The 20957-nt window shown below is 43.7% G+C and carries 16 protein-coding genes and 2 pseudogenes; 6 read left to right on the forward strand and 12 right to left on the reverse strand.

The annotated features are described in order from the left end of the window. Positions 1 to 4 precede the first annotated feature (4 nt). From traJ to J4856_RS04370, 8 genes are all read right to left on the reverse strand, one after another. On the reverse strand, positions 5 to 1042 hold the full coding sequence (traJ, locus tag J4856_RS04335; protein WP_025836917.1) for a conjugative transposon protein TraJ: 1038 nt from the start codon (positions 1040 to 1042) through the stop codon (positions 5 to 7). A 55-nt stretch (positions 1043 to 1097) separates the two neighbouring features. After that, entirely contained in the window at positions 1098 to 1727 is a 630-nt protein-coding gene (locus tag J4856_RS04340) for a DUF4141 domain-containing protein (RefSeq protein ID WP_018968337.1), read from the reverse strand. A gap of 27 nt (positions 1728 to 1754) precedes the next feature. Beyond that, on the reverse strand, positions 1755 to 4268 hold the full coding sequence (locus J4856_RS04345; RefSeq protein ID WP_025836918.1) for a TraG family conjugative transposon ATPase: 2514 nt from the start codon (positions 4266 to 4268) through the stop codon (positions 1755 to 1757). Beyond that, positions 4265 to 4600 (reverse strand): DUF4133 domain-containing protein, encoded by a 336-nt coding sequence (locus J4856_RS04350; protein WP_006046155.1) that lies wholly within the window; start codon positions 4598 to 4600, stop codon positions 4265 to 4267. The genes J4856_RS04345 and J4856_RS04350 overlap by 4 nt, the downstream gene beginning before the upstream one ends. 4 nt (positions 4601 to 4604) lie before the next feature. Then, on the reverse strand, positions 4605 to 4883 hold the full coding sequence (locus J4856_RS04355) for a DUF4134 domain-containing protein (RefSeq protein WP_008824130.1): 279 nt from the start codon (positions 4881 to 4883) through the stop codon (positions 4605 to 4607). Between the two features lie 153 nt (positions 4884 to 5036). Further along, positions 5037 to 5810 carry a hypothetical protein gene (locus J4856_RS04360; RefSeq protein ID WP_025836921.1) on the reverse strand — a complete coding sequence of 258 codons (774 nt, stop codon included), beginning with the start codon at positions 5808 to 5810 and terminating at the stop codon, positions 5037 to 5039. Then, entirely contained in the window at positions 5807 to 6334 is a 528-nt protein-coding gene (locus J4856_RS04365) for a DUF3408 domain-containing protein (protein ID WP_025836923.1), read from the reverse strand. The genes J4856_RS04360 and J4856_RS04365 overlap by 4 nt, the downstream gene beginning before the upstream one ends. Continuing rightward, positions 6321 to 7124: a division plane positioning ATPase MipZ gene (locus J4856_RS04370; RefSeq protein WP_065367933.1), complete on the reverse strand. Its 804-nt coding sequence runs from the start codon at positions 7122 to 7124 to the stop codon at positions 6321 to 6323. The genes J4856_RS04365 and J4856_RS04370 overlap by 14 nt, the downstream gene beginning before the upstream one ends. 590 nt (positions 7125 to 7714) lie before the next feature. Between J4856_RS04370 and J4856_RS04375 the strand changes: the two genes are divergently transcribed. The 3 genes from J4856_RS04375 to mobC all read left to right on the forward strand — a co-directional run bounded on the left by J4856_RS04375 (position 7715) and on the right by mobC (position 11460). Continuing rightward, entirely contained in the window at positions 7715 to 8095 is a 381-nt protein-coding gene (locus J4856_RS04375; protein ID WP_025836924.1) for a plasmid mobilization protein, read from the forward strand. After that, positions 8092 to 9372 (forward strand): conjugal transfer protein MobB, encoded by a 1281-nt coding sequence (gene mobB / locus J4856_RS04380; protein ID WP_025836926.1) that lies wholly within the window; start codon positions 8092 to 8094, stop codon positions 9370 to 9372. The genes J4856_RS04375 and mobB overlap by 4 nt, the downstream gene beginning before the upstream one ends. Positions 9373 to 9456: 84 nt before the next feature. Continuing rightward, entirely contained in the window at positions 9457 to 11460 is a 2004-nt protein-coding gene (mobC, locus tag J4856_RS04385; protein WP_025836928.1) for a conjugal transfer protein MobC, read from the forward strand. 321 nt (positions 11461 to 11781) lie between these two features. Here mobC and J4856_RS04390 read toward each other — a convergent pair. From J4856_RS04390 to J4856_RS04405, 4 genes and pseudogenes are all read right to left on the reverse strand, one after another. Continuing rightward, positions 11782 to 11961 (reverse strand): annotated as a pseudogene (locus J4856_RS04390) (RteC domain-containing protein); the annotation flags it as partial. A gap of 163 nt (positions 11962 to 12124) precedes the next feature. Continuing rightward, on the reverse strand, positions 12125 to 13105 hold the full coding sequence (locus J4856_RS04395) for a helix-turn-helix domain-containing protein (protein ID WP_021826119.1): 981 nt from the start codon (positions 13103 to 13105) through the stop codon (positions 12125 to 12127). Positions 13106 to 13232: 127 nt separating this feature from the next. Then, positions 13233 to 14414, reverse strand: coding sequence for a DUF4374 domain-containing protein (locus J4856_RS04400; protein ID WP_025836932.1), 1182 nt, complete (start codon positions 14412 to 14414; stop codon positions 13233 to 13235). A 19-nt stretch (positions 14415 to 14433) separates the two neighbouring features. Then, a complete protein-coding gene (locus J4856_RS04405) occupies positions 14434 to 16809 on the reverse strand; it encodes a TonB-dependent receptor (RefSeq protein WP_065367934.1) in 2376 nt (791 codons plus the stop codon). Between the two features lie 199 nt (positions 16810 to 17008). Between J4856_RS04405 and J4856_RS04410 the strand changes: the two genes are divergently transcribed. The 3 genes and pseudogenes from J4856_RS04410 to J4856_RS04420 all read left to right on the forward strand — a co-directional run. Continuing rightward, positions 17009 to 18754 carry an ABC transporter ATP-binding protein gene (locus tag J4856_RS04410; RefSeq protein WP_025836934.1) on the forward strand — a complete coding sequence of 582 codons (1746 nt, stop codon included), beginning with the start codon at positions 17009 to 17011 and terminating at the stop codon, positions 18752 to 18754. A gap of 2 nt (positions 18755 to 18756) precedes the next feature. Beyond that, a complete protein-coding gene (locus J4856_RS04415; protein WP_025836937.1) occupies positions 18757 to 20454 on the forward strand; it encodes an ABC transporter ATP-binding protein in 1698 nt (565 codons plus the stop codon). Between the two features lie 194 nt (positions 20455 to 20648). After that, positions 20649 to 20801 (forward strand): annotated as a pseudogene (locus tag J4856_RS04420) (DUF4099 domain-containing protein); the annotation flags it as partial. Between the last annotated feature and the right edge of the window lie 156 nt (positions 20802 to 20957).

Here is a 20957-nt window from a genome sequence, read left to right on the forward strand (position 1 = left end):
ATTTCTATTTTCCTTTGAGCAGTGCACCCTTGATACGTCCACCGACATTTCCCACAGCAGCACCTGCGCCAGCCATAGCAGCCTTGCCACCAGTATATGCGCCTTGCGCACCATGCTGTGCTGTCTGGTTGACATTACGACCGTATGAGCCGATACCACCTCCAGCTTCAATAATCCAGCCTGCCACGGTAGGTACACAGAAGTAGCCTACAATACCGATAAGGAAGAAGACGATGTAGTACCACGTCCCCGAATCAGGTAGGTAGTTAGGGTCACTGAGTGCTTCGATATCCTTCTCTATCATCAGCACCTGTATTTTAGTAAGCAATGCCGTAAGAATAGAGCTGACAGGCAGCCACAGGTAGACAGAGATATAGCGTGAGAACCAAGCCGTGAGCGAACCCGACAACCCGTCCCATACGGCAATGCCGAAGACTATCGGACCGAGGATGGAAAGGACGATGAGCATGAACGTGCGCAGCGTGTCGATGATAAGTCCTGCGGCATGGAATAGAAGTTCTAAAAGGTCGTGTACCATCTTCATAATCCATTGCTTGGTCTGATAGGCAGCGCGCTCGGCATACATACCCGCTATCGTCACGGCATCTTCAGGTCCGATGATACCCATTTCCTCTATCTTCTCATCGAACTTCTCGTTGGAAACAAGGTAGGCTGTTTCAGGATTTCTAAGGTAGGCTTCCTCTTGCAACTTGTCTCGCTTGGCAGTAAGCTCAGCAAGGTTTCCCTCCTGCTGGTGTACCATCATCTCCGTTCCCTGCACTACGGGCGAGAGAACGGCATTCATCGTACCCAGTACGACTGTCGGAAAGAACATTATACAAAAGCCTAAGACAAAAGGTCGGAGAAGTGGGAAAACATCTATCGCCTCGGCACGGGCAATGGAAGCCCATACCCGAAGGGCAATATAAAAGAGTGCACCCAAGCCTGCAATGCCTTTGGCAATACCCGTCATCTGGGCACAGAGCGGCATCATCTCATCATAGGTTGAGCGTAGCAGCTCATGTAAACTGGCAAAATCCATAAGCAAAAGTGTGTTTTATGAAAGTTCTTTCAAGTTCTTTTTTTAGTCTGTGGATTTACCAATACCTACTTGCCGTATTACCATAGAGCGCCTTAACAGAGGCAAGATCGTTCTTCTCCCTTGCACGCACATAGCTCACGGATATGTTTTTCCTTGTGTAGTAGGATACAAGCGAGCGGTTTTCCCTCAGCGTGGTATAAATACGGTCGATGGCCTGCATTCGTTCATGGTCGTTCATCGAGAAAACATTACTCTTGACAATAGACTTTAGTTCCTTGAGACTCTCACCGCTCTGCTCCAGAAGCTTGGCATAGCCCGAAGCCATCGCCGCGAGTTCTGAAGGACGGAAGTTCTTGTCCGAAAGCATCTTCTTATACGAGGTGACGTAAATCTCTGAGATGTCGCCCACCATCAGGATGCACTCCTTGACCTTGTAGGCATCGCCGATGAGGTTGTTCACCTTCTTCAGGGCATCGTAATACTTCTTGGTGTCGTTGTAGAGTTTCTCCACCTCCTTAAAACCGTCAAGGGTGTTTTTCACTGTCTTCGAAGCTGTTGCTATCTCCTTAACCGAATTAACGATGTTGCCGGCAAAATTGCCAGGGTCGGTTACTACCCACTGTGCGTGGGCTTTGGGAACAGAAAGGCTCAATCCTAAGAGAGCCATGAAAATGTACTTTTTCATTGTTACTATAGTTTTGATGGTTTGTACTTATTTCTTTTTGTGGTTTCTTTTCTCTATGGCAAGCTGACGGATAGCCGTTTCGATATCTCCACCGAGCTGTGCCGCCCTGTTCATCACCTCCACCTTCTCGGTTTCCTCCGTGGTGTAGGTCAGGTATTCCTCCATGCTTACTTCCGTAGCATAGACGGCACTCTGCATACCACCCAACCCTATCCACACTTCCTTGTAGAGTCGGTTCGGGTCGTTGTTCTGATTGATGGAGAGTATCTGGCTTTTTTCCTTTTCAGACAAGCCGAGCATCGCCTGTATGCCGTCGAACTTGGTCATGTACTTGCGCTGGTCGAGCAGTATCTTGCAGTCAGAGTTGTTGATGATGCTCTCCTTGACGATGGGTGACTGGATGATGTCGTCCACCTCCTGCGTTACGACAATGGCTTCTCCGAAATATTTTCTCACCGTCTTATAGAGATACTTGATGTAGTCTGCCATGTTTGCCGAAGCAATGGCTTTCCACGCTTCCTCAATGAGTATCATCTTGCGGATACCCTTTAATCGGCGCATCTTGTTGATGAAGGCTTCCATGATGATAATCGTTACCACAGGGAAAAGGTCTTTGTTGTCCTTCACTTGGTCAATTTCAAAGACGATGAAGCGTTTAGAGAGTAGATCGATGTTCTTGTCCGAGTTCAGCAGGAAATCATATCGACCACCACGATAGTATTGCTTCAATGTCGTTAAGAGGTTGTTGATATTGAAGTCCGAGAGCGTTACCTTGATGTCACGCTTTTCCATATCCTTGCGGTACACGTCCCGTAGATACTCATAGAAGGTATTAAAACAGGGTATAACGCTGTGGTCTGCACATATCAACTCGATATAGGAGTTTACAGCAGAACCAAGTTCACCAGCCTCGGTCTTAGTGATATGCTCATCTGCACTTTTCCAAAGTGTAAGCAGCAGCGTGCAGATACTCTCCCTTTTCTCTACATCGAAGAAGTAATCATCCGTATAAAAAGGGTTGAAAGATATCGGACTTTCATTGGTATAGGTGAAATACACACCGTCCTCACCTTTGGTCTTGCGGTGGATAAGTTCACACAAGCCTTGATATGAGTTACCCGTATCGACCAAGAGGACGTGCGCCCCCTGCTCGTAATACTGACGTACCATGTGGTTGGTGAAGAAAGACTTGCCGCTACCCGAAGGTCCCAAGATAAACTTGTTACGGTTAGTGATAACTCCCTTTTTCATCGGCAAATCCGATATATCCAAGTGGACGGGCTTTCCTGAAAGGCGGTCTGCCATCTTGATACCGAAGGGAGAGAGTGAGTCCTTATAGTTCGTCTCTGCCGTAAAGAAACAGAGGGCAGGCTCGATGAAAGTATAAAATGACTCTTCTGCAGGAAAGTCTGCCGCATTGCCGGGAATACCCGCCCAGTAGAGCGTTGCCGCATCAATGGTATTGTGGCGAGGGTGGCATTCCATAAGAGCAAGTGCAGAGCCCACGTCATTCTTGATCTGGCGAAGTTCTTCCTTATCGCTGCTCCATGCCAATACATTGAAGTGGGCACGGATAGAGGTTAGTCCCTGTGAGTGGGCAATATTGAGATACTCCTGTATCCATTCCTCATTGATTTGGTTGCTACGGCTGTAGCGTGCCAGTGAGTGCATATTTCTTGCCTGCTTCTCAAAGCGTTCCAGATTGGCGTCGCTATCCTCAATGAAGAGATACTGGTTATAGATATGGTTGCACGGCAGCATCAAGCCCACGGGAGAGGCAAAGGAAAGACGGCAGTCACTTCGGTCGGTCGATAATCGCTCGTATCGGCTGTCCGTGCTGACTGTTGTAGGCAGGTCGTCCGTGTCGGAGAGTGTATGCAGACAAAGCATATTGTCGCCCACACGCACAAGGTCTGCGCCCAAGCGGATGTCCTCCAACGAGGCGTGTCCTTCTTCCGAGAGGGAGAAATAACGATCCAAGAGACCGCCTTTTTCCTTTGTACCTATCAATTCCTCTTCTGTCATGCGGACAATTCTTATTTGCTCGGTATCGTTGATGATACGCTCGAACTGGTCTACGGCTTCCATAAACTTCATCACTTCGTCCTTGTTGGTGATTTCCTTAGGCAGCAGGTGTCCACGGCAGAGCGAAGAGAAATTGCTTTGCAGCGCCATACGCTGCTTGTTGGTCTTGGTAAGGAAGAGATAGACTGAGTGGTGGAGATACGGACGCTCATTGAAGTGCCGCTCAGAGGAACGGGCAAGGAAGCTCAGTCCGCCATCGGAGAGCTTTCCTTGATAGTCTTCCTTAATGAACCAGTCCTGCTTGTGTACGATGCTGTAATTGGGTAGCACTTTTATAGCCTTATGCCAAGCAGAGTGCATTGCTTCGTATTCTGTAGAAGTGACGGTGAAGAGTTCTGGCAGTTCCACACGGAAAGCAACCGTAATGTCTGCATCTTTGCTCACCATACAGCCCTGCTCTACGGAGAGCAGTGGAAACTTCGACTCCAAGATGGTTATCTTGCTTTTATTTCTCATTTCTTCGCTTTCTTTGGTTGAAGGTTACGAATAAGGTGGCAGACCGTACGGCGGTTTACAAGGTAGCGTGGATGCATACGCACTGCTCCTTTCTTCATCAGCCCATATTGCCCGTACTTTCTATTCATGGTGAACGTTTGCCATACCACAAGGCTGGCACCCACTACGCCTATGACCAGACAGGTAATTTGGCTGACTCCACAGAGATAGAGAATGACCACAAGAATGAAGACTGCCAGCAGCCCTCCTGCAAAGAGGAAGAGATACTGTGCCTTTAAGCCCTTGAACTCTACCGTCCGGCCTACACCTTTGTTGATTTCAAATGCAGCCATCGCCTTACAGGAAGAAACTTCTCAAGATAGTGGCAGCCACAATGAGGAAGATACATGCACCGAACCAAGAGGCTGCGGTCTTGCTCGTATCGGGGTCACCACTTGAGAACTTGTTGTACACTTTAATGCCTCCAATCAACCCCACTACCGCCCCTACGGCATAAATGAGTTTCGTGCCGGGATCGAAGTAGGAGGTTACCATTTTCGTTGCTTCATTGATTCCGGCAATGCCGTTGCCTTGTGCGTATGCCCCTATGGTGGCAGTCATCAGCAGGAGCATCATCAGTGTAATTTTTTGTTCATTTGTATATTATAATTTTAAGTGTGATAAAATTGCTTGTTCTTAAAAGGAAGGGGAAAGAAAGGCACATTTTTATGTGGAAACCATGTAGCTGTTAATGAGCCGTTTTCTTTTCCCGCTTCCATCGTTGATTGTTTACAGATAATATGAAAGAGGCTTGTCGTCGTCATTATCATCGGATGAAGTGTCAGAAGCGCTTGAATCTGCCGGTATTGAGTTTTGAGAAAACGACATTGCTTGTTGCTCGCTTTGTTCTTCCGCTTTACGGATTTTCTCCAATAGCGAAGTTTGCTCACCCTGCATCTTGGCGATGTTCTCCTTGTACTTATCCAATAGCTCTGAGTCTTGAAGCTGCCGAATGGTCTCTTTGACTTCTTTCTCATCAGCCTCCTCACAGTTCTTTGCCCATTTTTGCAGGCGGACTAAGTCACGTGCGAGGACGGACTGCCCTGACATCTCGGTTTCGTCCGATGTGGACTCAATGGGCAGAATTAATTCCTCACGGGCGACCTCATTCTCATCAACTCGCTCCATCTCAAAATCAACGTCCATCTCGTTGTCCCCTTCCTTCATGTCCTCTTTCTTTTCGGAGTTCTGAGGTGCAAAATTATTACTATTCTGCTCTGAATTTTCAGATGAAGAAGCAGAGGGAACTTGTGGGATAATAGGGGAAATGGAACGGCTTTTGCCAATCAGTACAAACTCGGCTTGATCTTCTTTTCCTTCTCCTTTTTGTCCGTCTTTTTCCTTCGTCGCTTCATTCTCCTTAGTCTGCTCATTGCCCTTTTTATTTTTCTTGATAAGGATGCCATACGGAGAAACATACCGCATATAGAAGTACAGGATACCCAGCATTATCCAAATGGTGATGAGTATCAGTATAAAACTGAAAAGTATTGTTTCCATCATAGTGTTATTGTTGTCTTGCGTCTTTGTTTTGCTGCCGCACTGTTGAGCAATTCCAAATGTTCACGCAGGTGTTCCCTAAGAATGTTGTCTATATATGCGGCTATGGAAACACGCTCCCCCAAGTCCTGCAACACGTTGCGCAGGTTCTGTAGCGTTTCCAGATTAATGGAAAAGGCTGTCCGCATTTGGGAGCGGACGGGATGAAAGTACAGGGAACGGTAGTCCTCTATGGAAAGGGAGGACACGCCGGGCTTTTCCATTCTCGGTTTCCTTTCCCGTTTCTGTTCCGTGTTCCCCGTTTCCTCTTTTTCTATTTCATCTACCGGTTTTTCTTTTGCTGTTTTCGTTTCTTTCGTCTCTTCTAAATTATTGTCTTCCTCCCCTGATGTTGCAGGGGAGGACTCAGTTTCCTCGGAAGGGTCGAAGGAGTTTGGTATCGTGACAGGTTTTACCACGACATTGTCCTCTGCCATTTTCTTCAGCTTCTTTTCCAGTTGCTGCTTTCTTTCCTCAATCGTTGCCATTTTCTGTTTTCGTTTTTAGTTTGAGACGTTGAATTATCTCATTGACGAGTTCGTCCAGCCCCGTACCCGTTCGTAATCCCCTTGCAGGGGGCTGATAGGTAGAGCGGAACACTCCGCGCAGTCCGTATGTGGAAAGTTCGTGAGAGAAGCGGTGCGTGGCATATACATAGCCGGGCAGGAGCGTGAGTTCGTATTCATGGATGAGCTTTGTATATTCGTCGATGATGATGTTCCTTACTCTTCTGTCCACCTTGTTCCAGAACAGGATAATGTCCTTTATCCGAGAGTCGGACATCGAAACTCCAATCTCCGTGATAGTCTTGGCGTATGCCAGACATGAAACCAGCGACTGAATATCAGCTTCAATCGGAGAAAGGATATAGTCCATCTGAAGGGACAGTTCCATCAGTTCGGTTGTTCCAGCATGTCCCGGGAAATCAAATATAACCAACTGGTACTTCTCGTTGCTGATACCGTCGATTTTACTTCGTGCAGTCCTGACGGCTTCCTTGGGTGCAGACTTGTAAATTCTGTATGCTTTTTTGCCGAGATGATGAAAGTACTCCTGCATGGATTTGGAAAGCTCTTCGCTCTCCTGAACGATACTTTTCTCACGTTCCCTCAGTTTGTAGAAAGAGTCTTGCGACAGGTCGCAGTCCATCACGAAGAGGTTGATGCCTTGTTCGTAGTACAATATGCTGCTTACGATTTCGGCAAGAGTACTTTTTCCCACTCCTCCCTTTTGGGAAGAGAAGCCCAGAAAAAGGGGGCGTTGTTCTTTGTTCTCCATAATGATAATTTCTTAGTTCATATTATTTGTCTATTTGATGTTTGGATATTCTCTCATTATTAAGAGTCATCAGCAGACAGTTTGCTCTGACTGCGTATGGTTCGGGCGATAGTCCAAAAGGACGATTTCAAGTTCTTACAATTTGTTGTATTGACAATAGTTTGTCATGACAATAAATTGTTATGAATATGTATTGTTCCTTCTTGTCATCTTTGGTGCAAGCAGGCGATAATATGATATATCTTTTGCTTGTGTTATCATACCATTGTTCGCTCGTTCTGATTGCAAAATAAATGATATTTCTGCTGATTTTATTACAGCGATGAAGTGCAGGGAAATACGAGGAAAAAGAGTGAATATCTCTGATAATGAGATATTTGAAAATCTGCCGTAACTTTGCAGGCGAGAATAATACATGGAGGTAACGTCCCGAAGCAGACACCCCAAAAGGGTGGATACTTCAATCATATCAACTCTTGATATTGGCAAGGTGTGTCTTTGTCCGACAAACTCCGTTTTTGCCGACAAAGCCCCTTGCCCCGAAGGGGAGAGAATTACTCCAAAGTCGTAATTAGATAAGGATAAAAACAATGAACGAAAAGATAGAACGATGGGACAGATGGGATACCCGTCTTCCCAAACCCAAAGACCAGCAACGGGCGATTGATTTGTTCCATAAATCAGGTGCGGAAACCAAGTCGGATTTTGTGCGTGGGCGTATCCTTGGAGAGAGTTTCAAAGTGATTACGGTGGACAAATCTGCCGTGGAATATTACCGAAAACTCTCAGAACTGACGGCGCAAATCCATAAGATTGGCGTACTTTATAACCAAACCGTGCGTGCCATTAACAGCTATCACAGCGTGAGGAGTGCACAGATTCTGCTTGAAAAATTGGAGAAACTCTCGGCTCAAATCATTGCCTTGCAAGAACAGGCTATCCGTCTGACCATAGACTATCGCAAGAAATGATAGCGAAGATTTCAAGTACGGAAAACCTTGGAGGGGCATTGGGCTACAACTTCAAAAAGGTGGAGAAAGGGGAAGCAAGCATTCTCCTTGCCGCTGAATTGTATCAGAGCAAGGAAGGACGTTATACGATGGAGGATGTGCTTGCTGATATGGAGGCATTGATACCGAAGAACTGCCGTACCAAGAAAACGGTGTTCCACTGTTCGCTCAATCCGCACCCGGACGAGAAACTATCCGATGAAAGGCTCACACAGATAGCCAAGGAGTATATGGAGGCACTGGGTTATAGCAACCAGCCTTATATCGTGTTCAAACATAATGACATTCCCCGTGAGCATATCCACATCGTGTCGCTTCGGGTGGACAGTCGTGGTCAGAAGATTAATGATAAGTTTGAGAAACGGCGGAGCAAGAAGATTACCGATGCCTTGGAGAGGAAATTTAGTCTCATTCCAAGTTCAAAAGTTACTGACAAGGCGATGAAAGAAACGCCCAAGATTGATACCACCCAAAGAAATATCAAGGAGCAGATGTCAAATGTTGTCCGCATGGTTCTGAAGCATTATCGCTTCTGTTCCTTGGGCGAGCTCAATGCCATTTTGAGCAAATATAACCTTGCCGTAGAAGAAGTAAAGACGGAGTTTCGGGGAAAGAAATACGATGGACTGGTCTATGTTCCAACTGATGATAAGGGAGGCAAAATAAGTACACCCATCAACGCATCGGACATCGGTCGTGGTGTGGGCTATACTGCCGTGCTGAACAAGATGCAGAAATCCAAACAAGCCGTCAAGCCGTTGGTGCCGACTATAAGAGGTAAGGTGTTACAAACAATGCGTACCTCTCCCCAGACGGAGGAAGAACTTTGGCAACGATTGGAGGAACAGAGTTTGCGTGTGTTTATCCGAAAGAACGAAAGCGGGCGCATCTATGGCATCACGTTCATTGACGACAAGGAGGGCGTTGCGCTCAATGGCTCACGCTTGGGCAAGGGATATGCTGCCAATATATTCAATGGTTATTTCTCCAATCCAACGGACAACCCATTCTTGGACGAAACGCTGTACGGCAGTCCGTCTGTCCATTTGGATCAATCTGCAACCGTTCACCCTTCGCAGCTAAATACGGAGGAAAGCGACAACCTTGTCGATGAACTTATCGAGGATATGGCAGATGGTTCTTTCCTGTCTACGGGCAACGATGATTGGAAGGAGGCGGCGTGGCAGCGTAAACTCCGCAGGCAAAACAAAGTCAATCTCAGGCGGAGGAAAAGATAGGTAAGGTATTTCAAACTATGTTTGAGCAACATTCAAATGCAATTCAAATAACGATAATACAACAAATATAAAAACAATATAATTATGGCACAAGAAGATGATTTAAGAGCATTGGGTAAGGTTATGGACTTTATGAGGGGCATATCCGTGATATTCCTCCTCATTAACTGTTATTGGTTCTGTTACGAGGCATTTCATGTCTGGGGGTTTACGCTTGGCATCATTGATAAAATTCTAATGAACTTCCAGCGCACCACGGACTTGTTTTCATCCATCCTCTGGACGAAACTATTTTGTGTAGTATTTCTTGCTCTCTCATGTTTGGGAACGAAAGGTGTGAAGGAGGAGAAAATAACATGGTCAAAGATTTGGACGGTACTTTTCTCTGGCTTTGCCTTTTTCTTTCTCAACTGGTGGCTGTTGGTATTGCCCATTGGAAAAGTCGGAGCAGCTACTCTATATATCTTCACACTGTCCGTGGGTTATATCTGCCTGCTGATGGGTGGCGTATGGATGAGCCGACTGCTCAAAAATAACTTGATGGACGATGTATTCAACACAGAAAACGAGAGTTTCATGCAGGAAACACGTTTAATGGAAAATGAATACTCGGTAAACCTTCCTACACGATTCTACTATAAGAAGAAATGGAACAAGGGTTGGATTAACGTGGTCAATCCCTTCCGTGCCTCAATGGTGCTTGGAACACCAGGGTCGGGTAAGTCCTACGCTATCGTGAACAACTACATCAAGCAGCAGATAGAAAAAGGCTTTGCTATGTATATCTATGATTATAAGTTCCCTGACCTTTCAGAGATAGCCTATAATCACCTGCTCCATCATTTGGATGCCTATAAGGTAAAGCCGCAATTCTTTGTGATTAACTTTGACGACCCTCGAAGAAGCCACCGTTGCAATCCCATCAATCCAGCCTTTATGACGGATATATCGGATGCCTATGAGAGTGCCTATACGATCATGCTCAATCTCAACCGCTCGTGGATTCAGAAACAGGGAGACTTCTTCGTGGAGTCGCCGATTATCTTGCTGGCTGCCATCATCTGGTTTCTGAAAATCTATGAGGACGGGAAGTATTGCACCTTTCCTCATGCCATTGAGTTCCTGAACCGTCCCTACGCACAGATATTTCCGATACTCACTTCCTACGATGAGCTTGCCAACTACCTATCTCCTTTTATGGATGCTTGGGAGGGTGGAGCGCAGGACCAGTTGCAGGGACAGATTGCCAGTGCCAAGATACCGCTTTCACGCATGATTTCACCTGCTCTTTATTGGGTGATGACGGGTGATGATTTCTCACTTGACATCAATAACCCTAATGAGCCGAAAGTCCTTGTAGTTGGTAATAATCCCGACCGTCAGAATATCTATTCGGCAGCACTCGGTTTGTATAACAGTCGTATTGTGAAGCTCATCAACAAGAAGAAGCAACTCAAATCCTCAGTGATTATCGATGAGTTGCCAACCATCTACTTTCGTGGGCTTGACAACCTCATTGCTACTGCACGAAGCAATAAAGTTGCCGTATGTTTGGGCTTTCAGGACTTCTCACAACTTACCCGTGATTATGGAGACAAGGAGAGCAAGGTAATACAGAACACTGTAGGTAACGTGTTCTCTGGACAAGTGGTAGGAGAAACAGCTAAGACACTTTCTGAGCGGTTTGGAAAGGTGCTCCAGCAACGCCAATCCATGACCATCAACCGTAATGACAAATCCACCTCTATCTCCACACAGATGGACAGTCTTATCCCTGCTAGCAAGATTTCTAACCTCACACAAGGAATGTTTGTGGGTGCTGTTTCCGATAATTTCGATGAACGCATCGACCAAAAGATTTTCCATGCAGAGATAGTAGTTGATAGTGCAAAGGTTTCTGCTGAGATGAAAGCCTATCAGCCCATACCTGTGATAGTAGACTTTACAAATAAAGATGGCTCCGATAATCTCAAAGAGACCATCGAAGCTAACTATCGCAAAGTCAAGGAAGAAATTCTCTCGTTAGTTGATTCAGAGATTATGCGTATTAAGAATGATCCGAAGCTTGCTCATTTAATCAAAATGTAATCCTTTCATCTATACATCATTAATTATGGATTTGATTATTCCCAATAAGAATCAAAGGTATGATCTCTGTAAATCTCACAACGATTTCGTTCAAAATTGAGTATATTAATATTATAGCCTATTTTCTCATAATGCATTAAATACGGAAACAAGTGCTTCCAACCTCAGAGGATATAGCCAAAAAGTTGGAAGTGCTTATCAAAGAATGAATGAAGGGAGATATTACAGAGTCAGAATATCTCCCTTTGATTTACTACTTCTTGAACTTGCGCCTTTCAGGTCGCTCCCCACCATCCGCTTATTGATTTTTTCACGGAGTTAGTCAAGGAAATAAGTGCGACTGTCATCTTTGCGATGCTTTATATTCATATATAGGTTGTAGCAGTTCTTTATCTCCACTCCGAAGATTTCAGAGAGAGTGTGTGCCAATTCCTCCATACCAATTTCTCCATTACTGATACAATTGCAGGTGTCGAGAGCATACAAGAGTTCGACCAGATCATAAACAGAAATACCAGAAGACAATGATAAGATTGTTACTCCGCAAAAAAAAAATGAAACTTAAATGTCGTTATTTTCATTGCCTGATGTTTTTGCAGGCTAAGTTCGAAAGATTGTTTAGGGCAAAATAACCCTCAAAATGCAAGTAATATTTGTGTAAAACTTATAATGAATCAAGATATTGCTTAGGTTTCATCCTGTGATATTTGCAGAAAGCCTCTGTGAAATGACTGAGGTTAGTATATCCAACTTTATAGCCTACTTCTGACACCGAGTAGAGGCGAGTGGAAAGCAGTCGTTTTGCCCATTCCATCTTTTCGGATAGGGCATATTCTGCGATGGCTTTTCCAATAACCTGCTTGAAGCACTTTTGTAATTTGGAACTGCTCATATTGGCTTCACGCGCCAATTCGGGAATACTCGGCACATTACTGAGACTTTGAAGAATCTGGCGACGAACACGGAATACTGATTCAACATCATTCAAGTTTAGGTTGGCAAGAGATTTTACTTCCGAACGTTTTTCGAGCTTTTCAAGGAACATTGTCAGTAATTCCATAGTTTTTCCATGCAAATGAAGCGTTGAAAAAGGATTGTCGATTTCAGTTATAGACTTAATGTTATCCAAGACCTGTTGCATTGCAGGTGTAATGGTCTCAAACAAATAAAAAGCCTTGTCCGATTGGAGAAGCCGACCGATATAGGTTTCATGTGCTGCATCAATCTTTTCAATCCAATCCTTATTGAAAGTCAGTGTAATATTTTCGTATCGTTTCTTTGGAGGAAAACTCCACTCAGTCGGGATGCTACTTGAAGGCATGAAAATGCCATCGAGCGTGTCCACTCCGACCGTTTTTGTACTTGTTCCAATTATCTGCTCGTGTTTATGCTCATTGATATAGAACATGACAGGAATCCATTTCGAGTTTTCTACCGAGCGACGTATCATAGTTATCGGCTCGTATGCTACGAAACTGATATAAGTCAATGTTAGCCATGGCAGAGGATAATATTGTTTGAAGAATCCACTACCAATAGAAGAAGGAATGGTAAATCCATCGTTTATTACTGATGTGCCAAATTGTTCGGCAACCATCTCCATCCAATCTTCAGGCTTATTGATTGCACAAAATTCTATGGTCATTTTATCATGTCTTTTTGCAAAGTTACAAACAAACACGGATAAAAACTTGAATTATTGCAAGTTTTTATCCGTATTACTCTCAAAAAAAAGAACCAATAGCTCCATGAGAAATGTTTTTAATGAGAGTTTACTCAAATGCGACTAAACTTGAAGGAACTCCTATGGCAGTAACAATTGGCTTTTGCGAGCATTCGCCTGTCTTGGTATTGTAGGTGTAATACCCCGTACCATTGTTACATATCATTCCAAAGACGATGAAGTCCTTGTAGCGAGTTATAGCAAAAGAGCCATTGCTGTCGGTCATTGGCAAATCAAGTTTTTCGATGGTTTTGTTCCAAATGTCGATTTTCACAGGTTGGAAGTCTTTCTTGAGTATTCCAAATTCTGTATCCGTTACTTTCACGCAACTATACACAATACCATTTCCTGCATAGAAAGACTTAATCATATACTGCCCTGTTTTGCCTATTCCTTTTATGGTTGTCTTCGATAGGTTGAACAGATAATCGCTATCCCATTTGTCGCTTCCTTTGCGGATACGCAGGAAACCTTCCTTATTGGCAACATTGAAGTTGTTACCCGCACTGTAAAAGTAGATGTCACCCCGCTCGTCTATGAATGCGTCAGAATGGCGGAACAATCCTACAACACTTGTGCGGTTATCTTTGATAACTTCAGTCTTTTTTGTCTTGAGGTCAATGATAGCTACCTCTGCTCCAGTACCCGGTACGGAGGTATGAGGCGAATTGAGCTGATTGAGGGCAACATACATCTTTCCATCACGGATGACATTACAGCCGGGATCAGGATTGTTGTCTTGAACCGCATAAGACGAGAGGTCAATTTCATCTTCCTTTTGCAATGTTGAAGTATTAATTAACGCAATTTTTCCACGTCCGTGCAAAGCAACGTATGCCCGCTGTTCATCAACGAAGTTAATTTCTCCGGGTTGAGCCATCTGTTCAAATGTCATAGTACCTGCTTTTATCAGTTCTCCATGGGCACCTCTTGTAAACTTATGTATCTTATCCCCGAATTTCCCTTCGGGTACAAGCACTGTATTACCCTTAGCAAAGAGGTAGCAACCGAACCCGAATTCAAATGCTTTCTTATTGTCGGTTGCTTGAGGAGTCAAATCACTGAATGTCCCTACATAAGCACTTTTGTCCACATAATGCACAAAGGTGAAATGTTGCTGAACCTCTTGAGGAGTAGGCGTGGGTTCATCATTTTTGTTACAAGATGTCAGCCCTATGAAGCCGACCAGCATAGCAGAAAAAGCTATACGATTGAAAATTGTTGTATTCATCTTTTTTATATTTGTTAAATTAGAAAATTCCTTTTGAGAAGACATATCTGAATTTGAGGTGAAGTGTCCGTCCTGCCAATGGTTGGCGGAATTGGTCCCAAACTTCTTTGTTCATTATATTATGGCATTCCAAGGCTACGGAATATTTGCTTTTGTAGGTCAACAATAGCCCTATGTCATTGACGAAACTGCGGGGAATACGTCGTTTCTGTAATTCGGTAAGTTCCCAGAAGTAGAAGAACTCCTCAGTAAATTTGCCGTCCCAGAAAGCCTTGACATACCAATTCTTGAATAATCTGTTGCTGTGATACTCCGCCCCGAAGTTGGCGAACAAATAGGGAATGTTCGGTAGTCGCAATCCTTTTGTCGGATTGGGGGCTTGGGTACCGGGTAAATAGTTCAAGACATCACGCACATCCTGATAAGTTAGATTTCCGTAGGCATAGACCGTTGGCGATATGTCCAATTTTATTTCGGTTTCTATACCTTTAATATGTACCTTTTCTGCGTTTACATATCCGGCTGCCATGTGTTGTTTCATCAATTTTATCATATCGCTTACCTGCATATAAAAGCTGTTCACTTCAAACTGCAATCGCGATAAGCCGAGGACATCATTTTTGTCTATTAAGAACCCCAGATTGAAGTTGTGGCTTTTCTCTGGTCTCAATCCGGCTGCAGGAAAGGTGATGATACCATCACCGAATAGTTCTTGTGAATTGGGAAGGCGTATTGCCCACTGGTAAGATGCTTTCAAGTGAAAACCTCTGAAGGGCTCGTATTTTATAGCCTCTATCCAGCCTATTTGTGAGGTCGTATTGTTCTTTTTCTTCGGAGCCTCAATCATCTCGTATGAAGTCAAATCTTCTATCTCGGAATGGAGGTGGAAATACTTTGCGGAGAGCATATTCGTCAGTTTCTTATCAAAGAGTTTTGACTCCCAAGTCAACCCCGAAATGAAACTGGTCTTTTTACTGGGAAATCCTCCGATAACAAAACCTGCATGCTGACTTGCAATGTTGTCGCTCGGTTGTCTTCTGGCGTAGTTAATAAGTGTGTTCAGATTCAAACTGTGATTGGCGGACAACTTGTAATCAAAATTGATACGTTCATTGATTTCCAATCCTTTGTCATTCGAGTTGTGAGGAACATCCCCTGTTTCTCCCTGTCCATTCGGACTCGGATATATGTTTCCTTCGAAATCGTGATTAACTCGTGCCGTATCCACAAAATTGTTTGTTGTATGTGAAAGGGAGAAATGGGACTCAAAGTTAAGGCGGTCGTTCAGCATTCCGCTTTTTATCAATTTGTTTTCCAACATAAACATTCCTGATTTGTTTTCGGCATGTTGTATGTTTTTTAAGATACCTTGGATTTCATTGAAACGATTGTAATACCCGAACTCGGTACTAATCTCATCGAGCCAAAGTTTCGTGAAAGCAATTTTTCCCTTCAACATATACGAACGAAAACGGTCATGGTCACGTCTTACTAACAGATTTTCTCTCTCGGGAACTCTGAAAGAGTAGTCATTCTTTGCAGATGTATAATAACCTCCCGCACCGAGTAGAATGCCACTCTTTGGAAAATTCTTGCGAGAGAAGACACTTCCTTTGTGTGTTTGGTAAGATCCGAATTCATACGAGGCATCTAAATAATCCGTACTAAACTCTTTAGTAACGATATTGACGGCTCCCCCCAATCCATCACATCCGAAACGAGCGGGTATGATACTCTTATAGACTTCTATTCTTTCTATAATGTCTATCGGAATTTCATCAAGAGAAAAAGCCCCGTCAGAAGTACTCATTGGTATTCCATCCCATAAGATTTGAATACGGTTTCCTTCCAAACCATGAACAATAATTCTCGAACTGCTTCCCAAACCGCCAGTCTGCCCAACTTTCAAACCTATGGTTTTATTCAAAACGGTTTCTAACGAAATAGATCTGCCTTGAAGTTCTTTTGCATTTATTACAGAAACTGCTTCAGGCGACTCTCTGAGTATTTGTGCTCTTGTTTTTCCTACTACGACTACATCTGCCAGCTCTGTTGATTCCGGGAGTAGTCTTATGGTATAACGCATCCCATTTGCAGTAATCGTATCGGTAATGGTCTGATAACCGACATAACTTACCATAAGCATAAGTTTTTGATTACTTGATGCATTTAATTTTGCAATACCTTTCCTGTTTGTAGTCGTACCATTCGTGTACGTTGGAGCATTCAAACCTTTCCATTGTACGGCGGCAAATTCTATACTGTTCCCATTTTCTGCATCAATAACTTTTATTTCTGTTGGTTGCAGTTGTGCAAACATAGGAAAAGACCACAACGATAGAAAGCCGACAATGAGCATTCTTTTGTATAAATGGACTATTGAGCTGATTGGCATATCATATTTGTTTGTGAGATTCTGTGCAAAGGTACTTACCTTCCGAGCAAATAAATAACCCTATTATACACGCTTATACCCCTGTTGTGTTTATATGCGAGCAAATTGTTGTTTTGGGGCAGTGTAATGCTTATCGGGGTTATTTTATCCCTGTTTGTTGCCGTACTTTTGCAACAGAAAAAATCAAAACGACACATATATGGATAAACAAAAAGTCAGACCTCTTGATGAGGAACGGGAGAGCCGTAGCCTGCTCTCCAATGTTGTGGTTATATTGCACCTTATTTTAGGCACACTCCCTATACTGCTTGTAGTGTGGGCTGTGGACAAGTTGATAAATGGCACGCTCCCTCCCATAATAGTTTGGGGTATTGGAGGAATAATGATACTATTCGCAATGCTTCGAGGCGTATTCTATGGAACCTCGATTTGGCGCGCACACCGGTCGGCTTACAATGCCCTTACACGATTGAGGTTGCGTATCATAAGTCATTTGCAACGCTTGCCGCTCGGTTTCTTTCAAGAACGGAAAGTTGGCGACTTGGTGAATATTATTAACCACGATGTGGAACAAATTGAAATTTATTTAGCACATGGATTACCCGAAATCCTTTCGGCTACTCTTTTTCCAGCCTTACTCTGGGTAATCATTATGGTGTTAGACTGGCGTTTGGGGCTGTCGCTCATTTCTCTTTTACCTGTGGCATTTCTTCTGCAAATGGCTGTCAAAACACTTTGGGGAAAGAGCTTTCAGCACTTTATGGAAAGTACGCAAAAAATGTCGGAAGACCTTTTGGAATATGTGGCTACCATATCGGTAATCAAAGCCTTCAGTAACGAGGAAAACAGAACGGAACGGGTACTTGGTGGTATGCGCGACTACATCCGTTGGGTAAAGCGGAGCATGTTTAGCGTTACCGTTCCCATGACATTGATAACGATGTTCTTGGAAGGTGGTATCGTGGTAATGACCCTTATTGGACTATGGATGATGAGTTCGGGCGAATTAACTGTAGCCCGTTTTATTCTTGCCCTGATATTGGGTGGATTGTTCTCGTCCTCTTTTGCTAAGTTGGCAACATTCCAACATTTCCGAATCGTCTATGGTCAGTCGTTGGCAAAAGTACAGTCCATTACAGAGGTACAGACAAAGGAAACTGCTGACAAGAAAACGGATACGACACAAACGGATGTTTGTTTCGAGCATGTTACATTTTCCTATCCAAACAAGGAAGACAATGCGCTGAAAGATGTATGTCTTCAATTTCCGAAAGGAAGTCATACAGCTATCGTCGGCGAATCCGGATCGGGAAAAACCACACTGGCAAGTCTGATGATGGGGTTCTGGCAACCTCAAACAGGTACTATCCGACTAGGAGGAGAGAATATTACGGAACTCTCCGAACGTAATATCGCAGATTATTTTTCGATGGTACAGCAGGAGGTTTTTCTCTTTAACACAACTATTCGGGACAATATCCGTATAGGAAAACCTACCGCCACACAAAAGGAAGTGGAAATGGCAGCAGAGCGTGCTCGTATTCATGATTTTATCATGGGCTTGCCGAATGGTTATGATACGCTGGCAGGCGAAGCCGGCGTAAAATTTTCTGGCGGAGAAAAACAGCGTATTTCCATTGCTCGAATGTTGCTCAAAGACTCTCCAATAATTATTCTCGATGAAGCCACTGCCGCATTGGACGGAGAGAATGAGAAACTAATCCAAGAAGCTCTTGATGAATTGCAGCGCAACAAGACCGTCATTACCATTGCTCACCGTCTCAATACTATTCAGGATATGGAGCGTATTGTTGTGATGGACAAAGGGCAGGTTGTGTCAAAAGGAACACACCAAGAACTGATGAAAGACTGTTCTCTGTACCGTAATATGACGGAAACGCAAGAGCAAGTAAGTAAATGGCAATTAAAAGAAGAGGAGGAATAAGAATGGTACGCAATATACTGAATGAATTGACCGCTAGCGGAGTTCGGCATCTAATTATCTCCGCACTGTTTTTCGTGGTTTATGCCCTTTGTGGCACGGCGATAATGCTCACAGTCTTGTTTCTCATCAACCGTCATATACATGGAGAAAGCATCTCTTTCATTTCGGCAGCATGGGTACTCGGTAGTCTGCTGGTCTTGAAAACCATATCCAATGCCATTGCCGATATGAGTAAGCATTTTGCCGGATTTGATCTTGTGGAACGTATCCGCGAGAAAATCATACTGAAACTGAAAATGTTCTCACTCGGTTTCTATACCAATGAGCGTCTGGGAGAGATAAGTACAATCATTCACAAAGACGTTGATAATATGGAAATGGTAGTAGGACATCTATGGACACGGATGTCTGCCGACTTCATTGTAGCTCTAATACTCGGTATTGGACTATTTTGCGTGGATTGGCGCATGGGATTGACAATGGTAGCCATTCTCCCCATTGCCCTATTTTCTCTGTATCGGGGTATTCGCTCGGGAATGAAAGCACAGGAGGAATCACAGGACAATCTGGCAGATATGGTCAGCCTCTTTGTAGAATACGTCAAGGGCATCCCAGTTTTGAAAGTATTTGGAGGAAAAGGAATGTTCCGTGACAGACTTGACCACTCTGTCAGTGAATTTGGAGAAAGCAGTAAGAATACTTCTCGTTTGGCAGCTGTGAGTGTGGGCAGATACACTTTCCTGATAGAATTGGCTTTCGCTCTGATGGCTACAATCGGTCTTTGGTGGACACAGCAGGGGGAACTTTCTCTTTTCGCTTATTTAATGTTTATCATCGTCTCAAAAGAATTCTACAAACCTTTTGTCAATATGGAGAATCATTGGTTGAATTATATCAAGGTAAAAGATAGTTACGGACGCATTTCCCATTTATTGAATGCTCCTGTTATCACCAATCCTGAACAGCCGAAAACAGCAACCCATTTCAATCTTTCCTTTGACAAAGTGGATTTCCATTATGAGAAGGAAGGTTTTGAGATGAAAAATCTCACGTTCCATGTTCCCGAAGGAACAGTAACGGCACTTGTTGGCTCGTCAGGTTCAGGTAAAACAACCATTACCAACCTGTTACTCCGTTTCTGGGAACCGCAGACCGGCAGTATCCGTATCGGTGGTTTAGACATTCGAGAAATGGACTATGATTATTTACTCGGTAAAATCAGTGTGGTGATGCAGAATGTTATTCTCTTTTCAGATACCATTGCCAATAATATCAAAGTAGGCAATCAACATGCTACGCAGGAAGAAATCGAAGACGCAGCACGTAGGGCGATGATACACGACTTTATCATCAATCTGCCAGAAGGTTATGAAACAAAAATCGGAGAAAACGGTTTGGGATTATCTGGAGGTCAGAAACAAAGGCTTTCAATCGCCCGTGCGTTCCTTAAAGATGCTCCCATCATTCTTTTGGACGAGATAACAAGCAATGTTGACCCTGTCAATGAATATAAGATACAACAGGCAATGTCTTCCCTTATCCAAAATCGCACAGTCTTGGTCATTGCCCATCATTTGCAAACCATCCGTAATGCTAATCAAATTATTGTGATGGACAAGGGACACCTTGTAGAGAACGGGACGCATGCAGAACTTGCAGCAAAAAACGGAATGTACTGCAAATTGCTGTCTATGCAATAACCTAATCAATGAAAAATATGGAGGTATGGTATTTGAACCATACCTCTTTTTTACCATTTCCATCCATATCAACGCTACAAGTACGCAGTTATCTACAATTGCTAACACATACTATTTCTTTGATTTTCCTTTGTCCGTGCACCGCTGTTAATGTCATTAAAAACATTGTAATATGGACGAAAAAATCAAAGACCAAGAAGAATGCTACTGCCATCGATGAGTCGAAGGTTGATTGGAAGCAACTCGACGATCTCGGTCTTTCCCGTGAGAGATTGGAGCAGAGTGGAGAATTAGAAAAGATGCTCAATTGGCAGAAGAGCAATCTCTTGACGATTGCCGTACCTATGTTCAAATGCTGTTGTTTGTATGAGTCTTTTCATGTTATAAATAATAAAATGAATGAAGGGCAAACTATCCAATAAATGCTATTTAGAGAATTAGATATATCTTCTCTAAAAAGACATTGGACAGTTTGCCCTTACTACAAACAGAAATATAATCAG

It is taken from the genome of Prevotella scopos JCM 17725, assembly GCF_018127785.1.
Taxonomy (GTDB): domain Bacteria; phylum Bacteroidota; class Bacteroidia; order Bacteroidales; family Bacteroidaceae; genus Prevotella; species Prevotella scopos.

Coding starts and splice junctions, on each gene's coding strand:
- traJ (WP_025836917.1), bottom strand. CDS start 1,042: ATGGATTTTGCCAGTTTACATGAGCTGCTACGCTCAACCTATGATGAG.
- J4856_RS04340 (WP_018968337.1), bottom strand. CDS start 1,727: ATGAAAAAGTACATTTTCATGGCTCTCTTAGGATTGAGCCTTTCTGTT.
- J4856_RS04345 (WP_025836918.1), bottom strand. CDS start 4,268: ATGAGAAATAAAAGCAAGATAACCATCTTGGAGTCGAAGTTTCCACTG.
- J4856_RS04350 (WP_006046155.1), bottom strand. CDS start 4,600: ATGGCTGCATTTGAAATCAACAAAGGTGTAGGCCGGACGGTAGAGTTC.
- J4856_RS04355 (WP_008824130.1), bottom strand. CDS start 4,883: ATGATGCTCCTGCTGATGACTGCCACCATAGGGGCATACGCACAAGGC.
- J4856_RS04360 (WP_025836921.1), bottom strand. CDS start 5,810: ATGATGGAAACAATACTTTTCAGTTTTATACTGATACTCATCACCATT.
- J4856_RS04365 (WP_025836923.1), bottom strand. CDS start 6,334: ATGGCAACGATTGAGGAAAGAAAGCAGCAACTGGAAAAGAAGCTGAAG.
- J4856_RS04370 (WP_065367933.1), bottom strand. CDS start 7,124: ATGGAGAACAAAGAACAACGCCCCCTTTTTCTGGGCTTCTCTTCCCAA.
- J4856_RS04375 (WP_025836924.1), top strand. CDS start 7,715: ATGAACGAAAAGATAGAACGATGGGACAGATGGGATACCCGTCTTCCC.
- mobB (WP_025836926.1), top strand. CDS start 8,092: ATGATAGCGAAGATTTCAAGTACGGAAAACCTTGGAGGGGCATTGGGC.
- mobC (WP_025836928.1), top strand. CDS start 9,457: ATGGCACAAGAAGATGATTTAAGAGCATTGGGTAAGGTTATGGACTTT.
- J4856_RS04395 (WP_021826119.1), bottom strand. CDS start 13,105: ATGACCATAGAATTTTGTGCAATCAATAAGCCTGAAGATTGGATGGAG.
- J4856_RS04400 (WP_025836932.1), bottom strand. CDS start 14,414: ATGAATACAACAATTTTCAATCGTATAGCTTTTTCTGCTATGCTGGTC.
- J4856_RS04405 (WP_065367934.1), bottom strand. CDS start 16,809: ATGCCAATCAGCTCAATAGTCCATTTATACAAAAGAATGCTCATTGTC.
- J4856_RS04410 (WP_025836934.1), top strand. CDS start 17,009: ATGGATAAACAAAAAGTCAGACCTCTTGATGAGGAACGGGAGAGCCGT.
- J4856_RS04415 (WP_025836937.1), top strand. CDS start 18,757: ATGGTACGCAATATACTGAATGAATTGACCGCTAGCGGAGTTCGGCAT.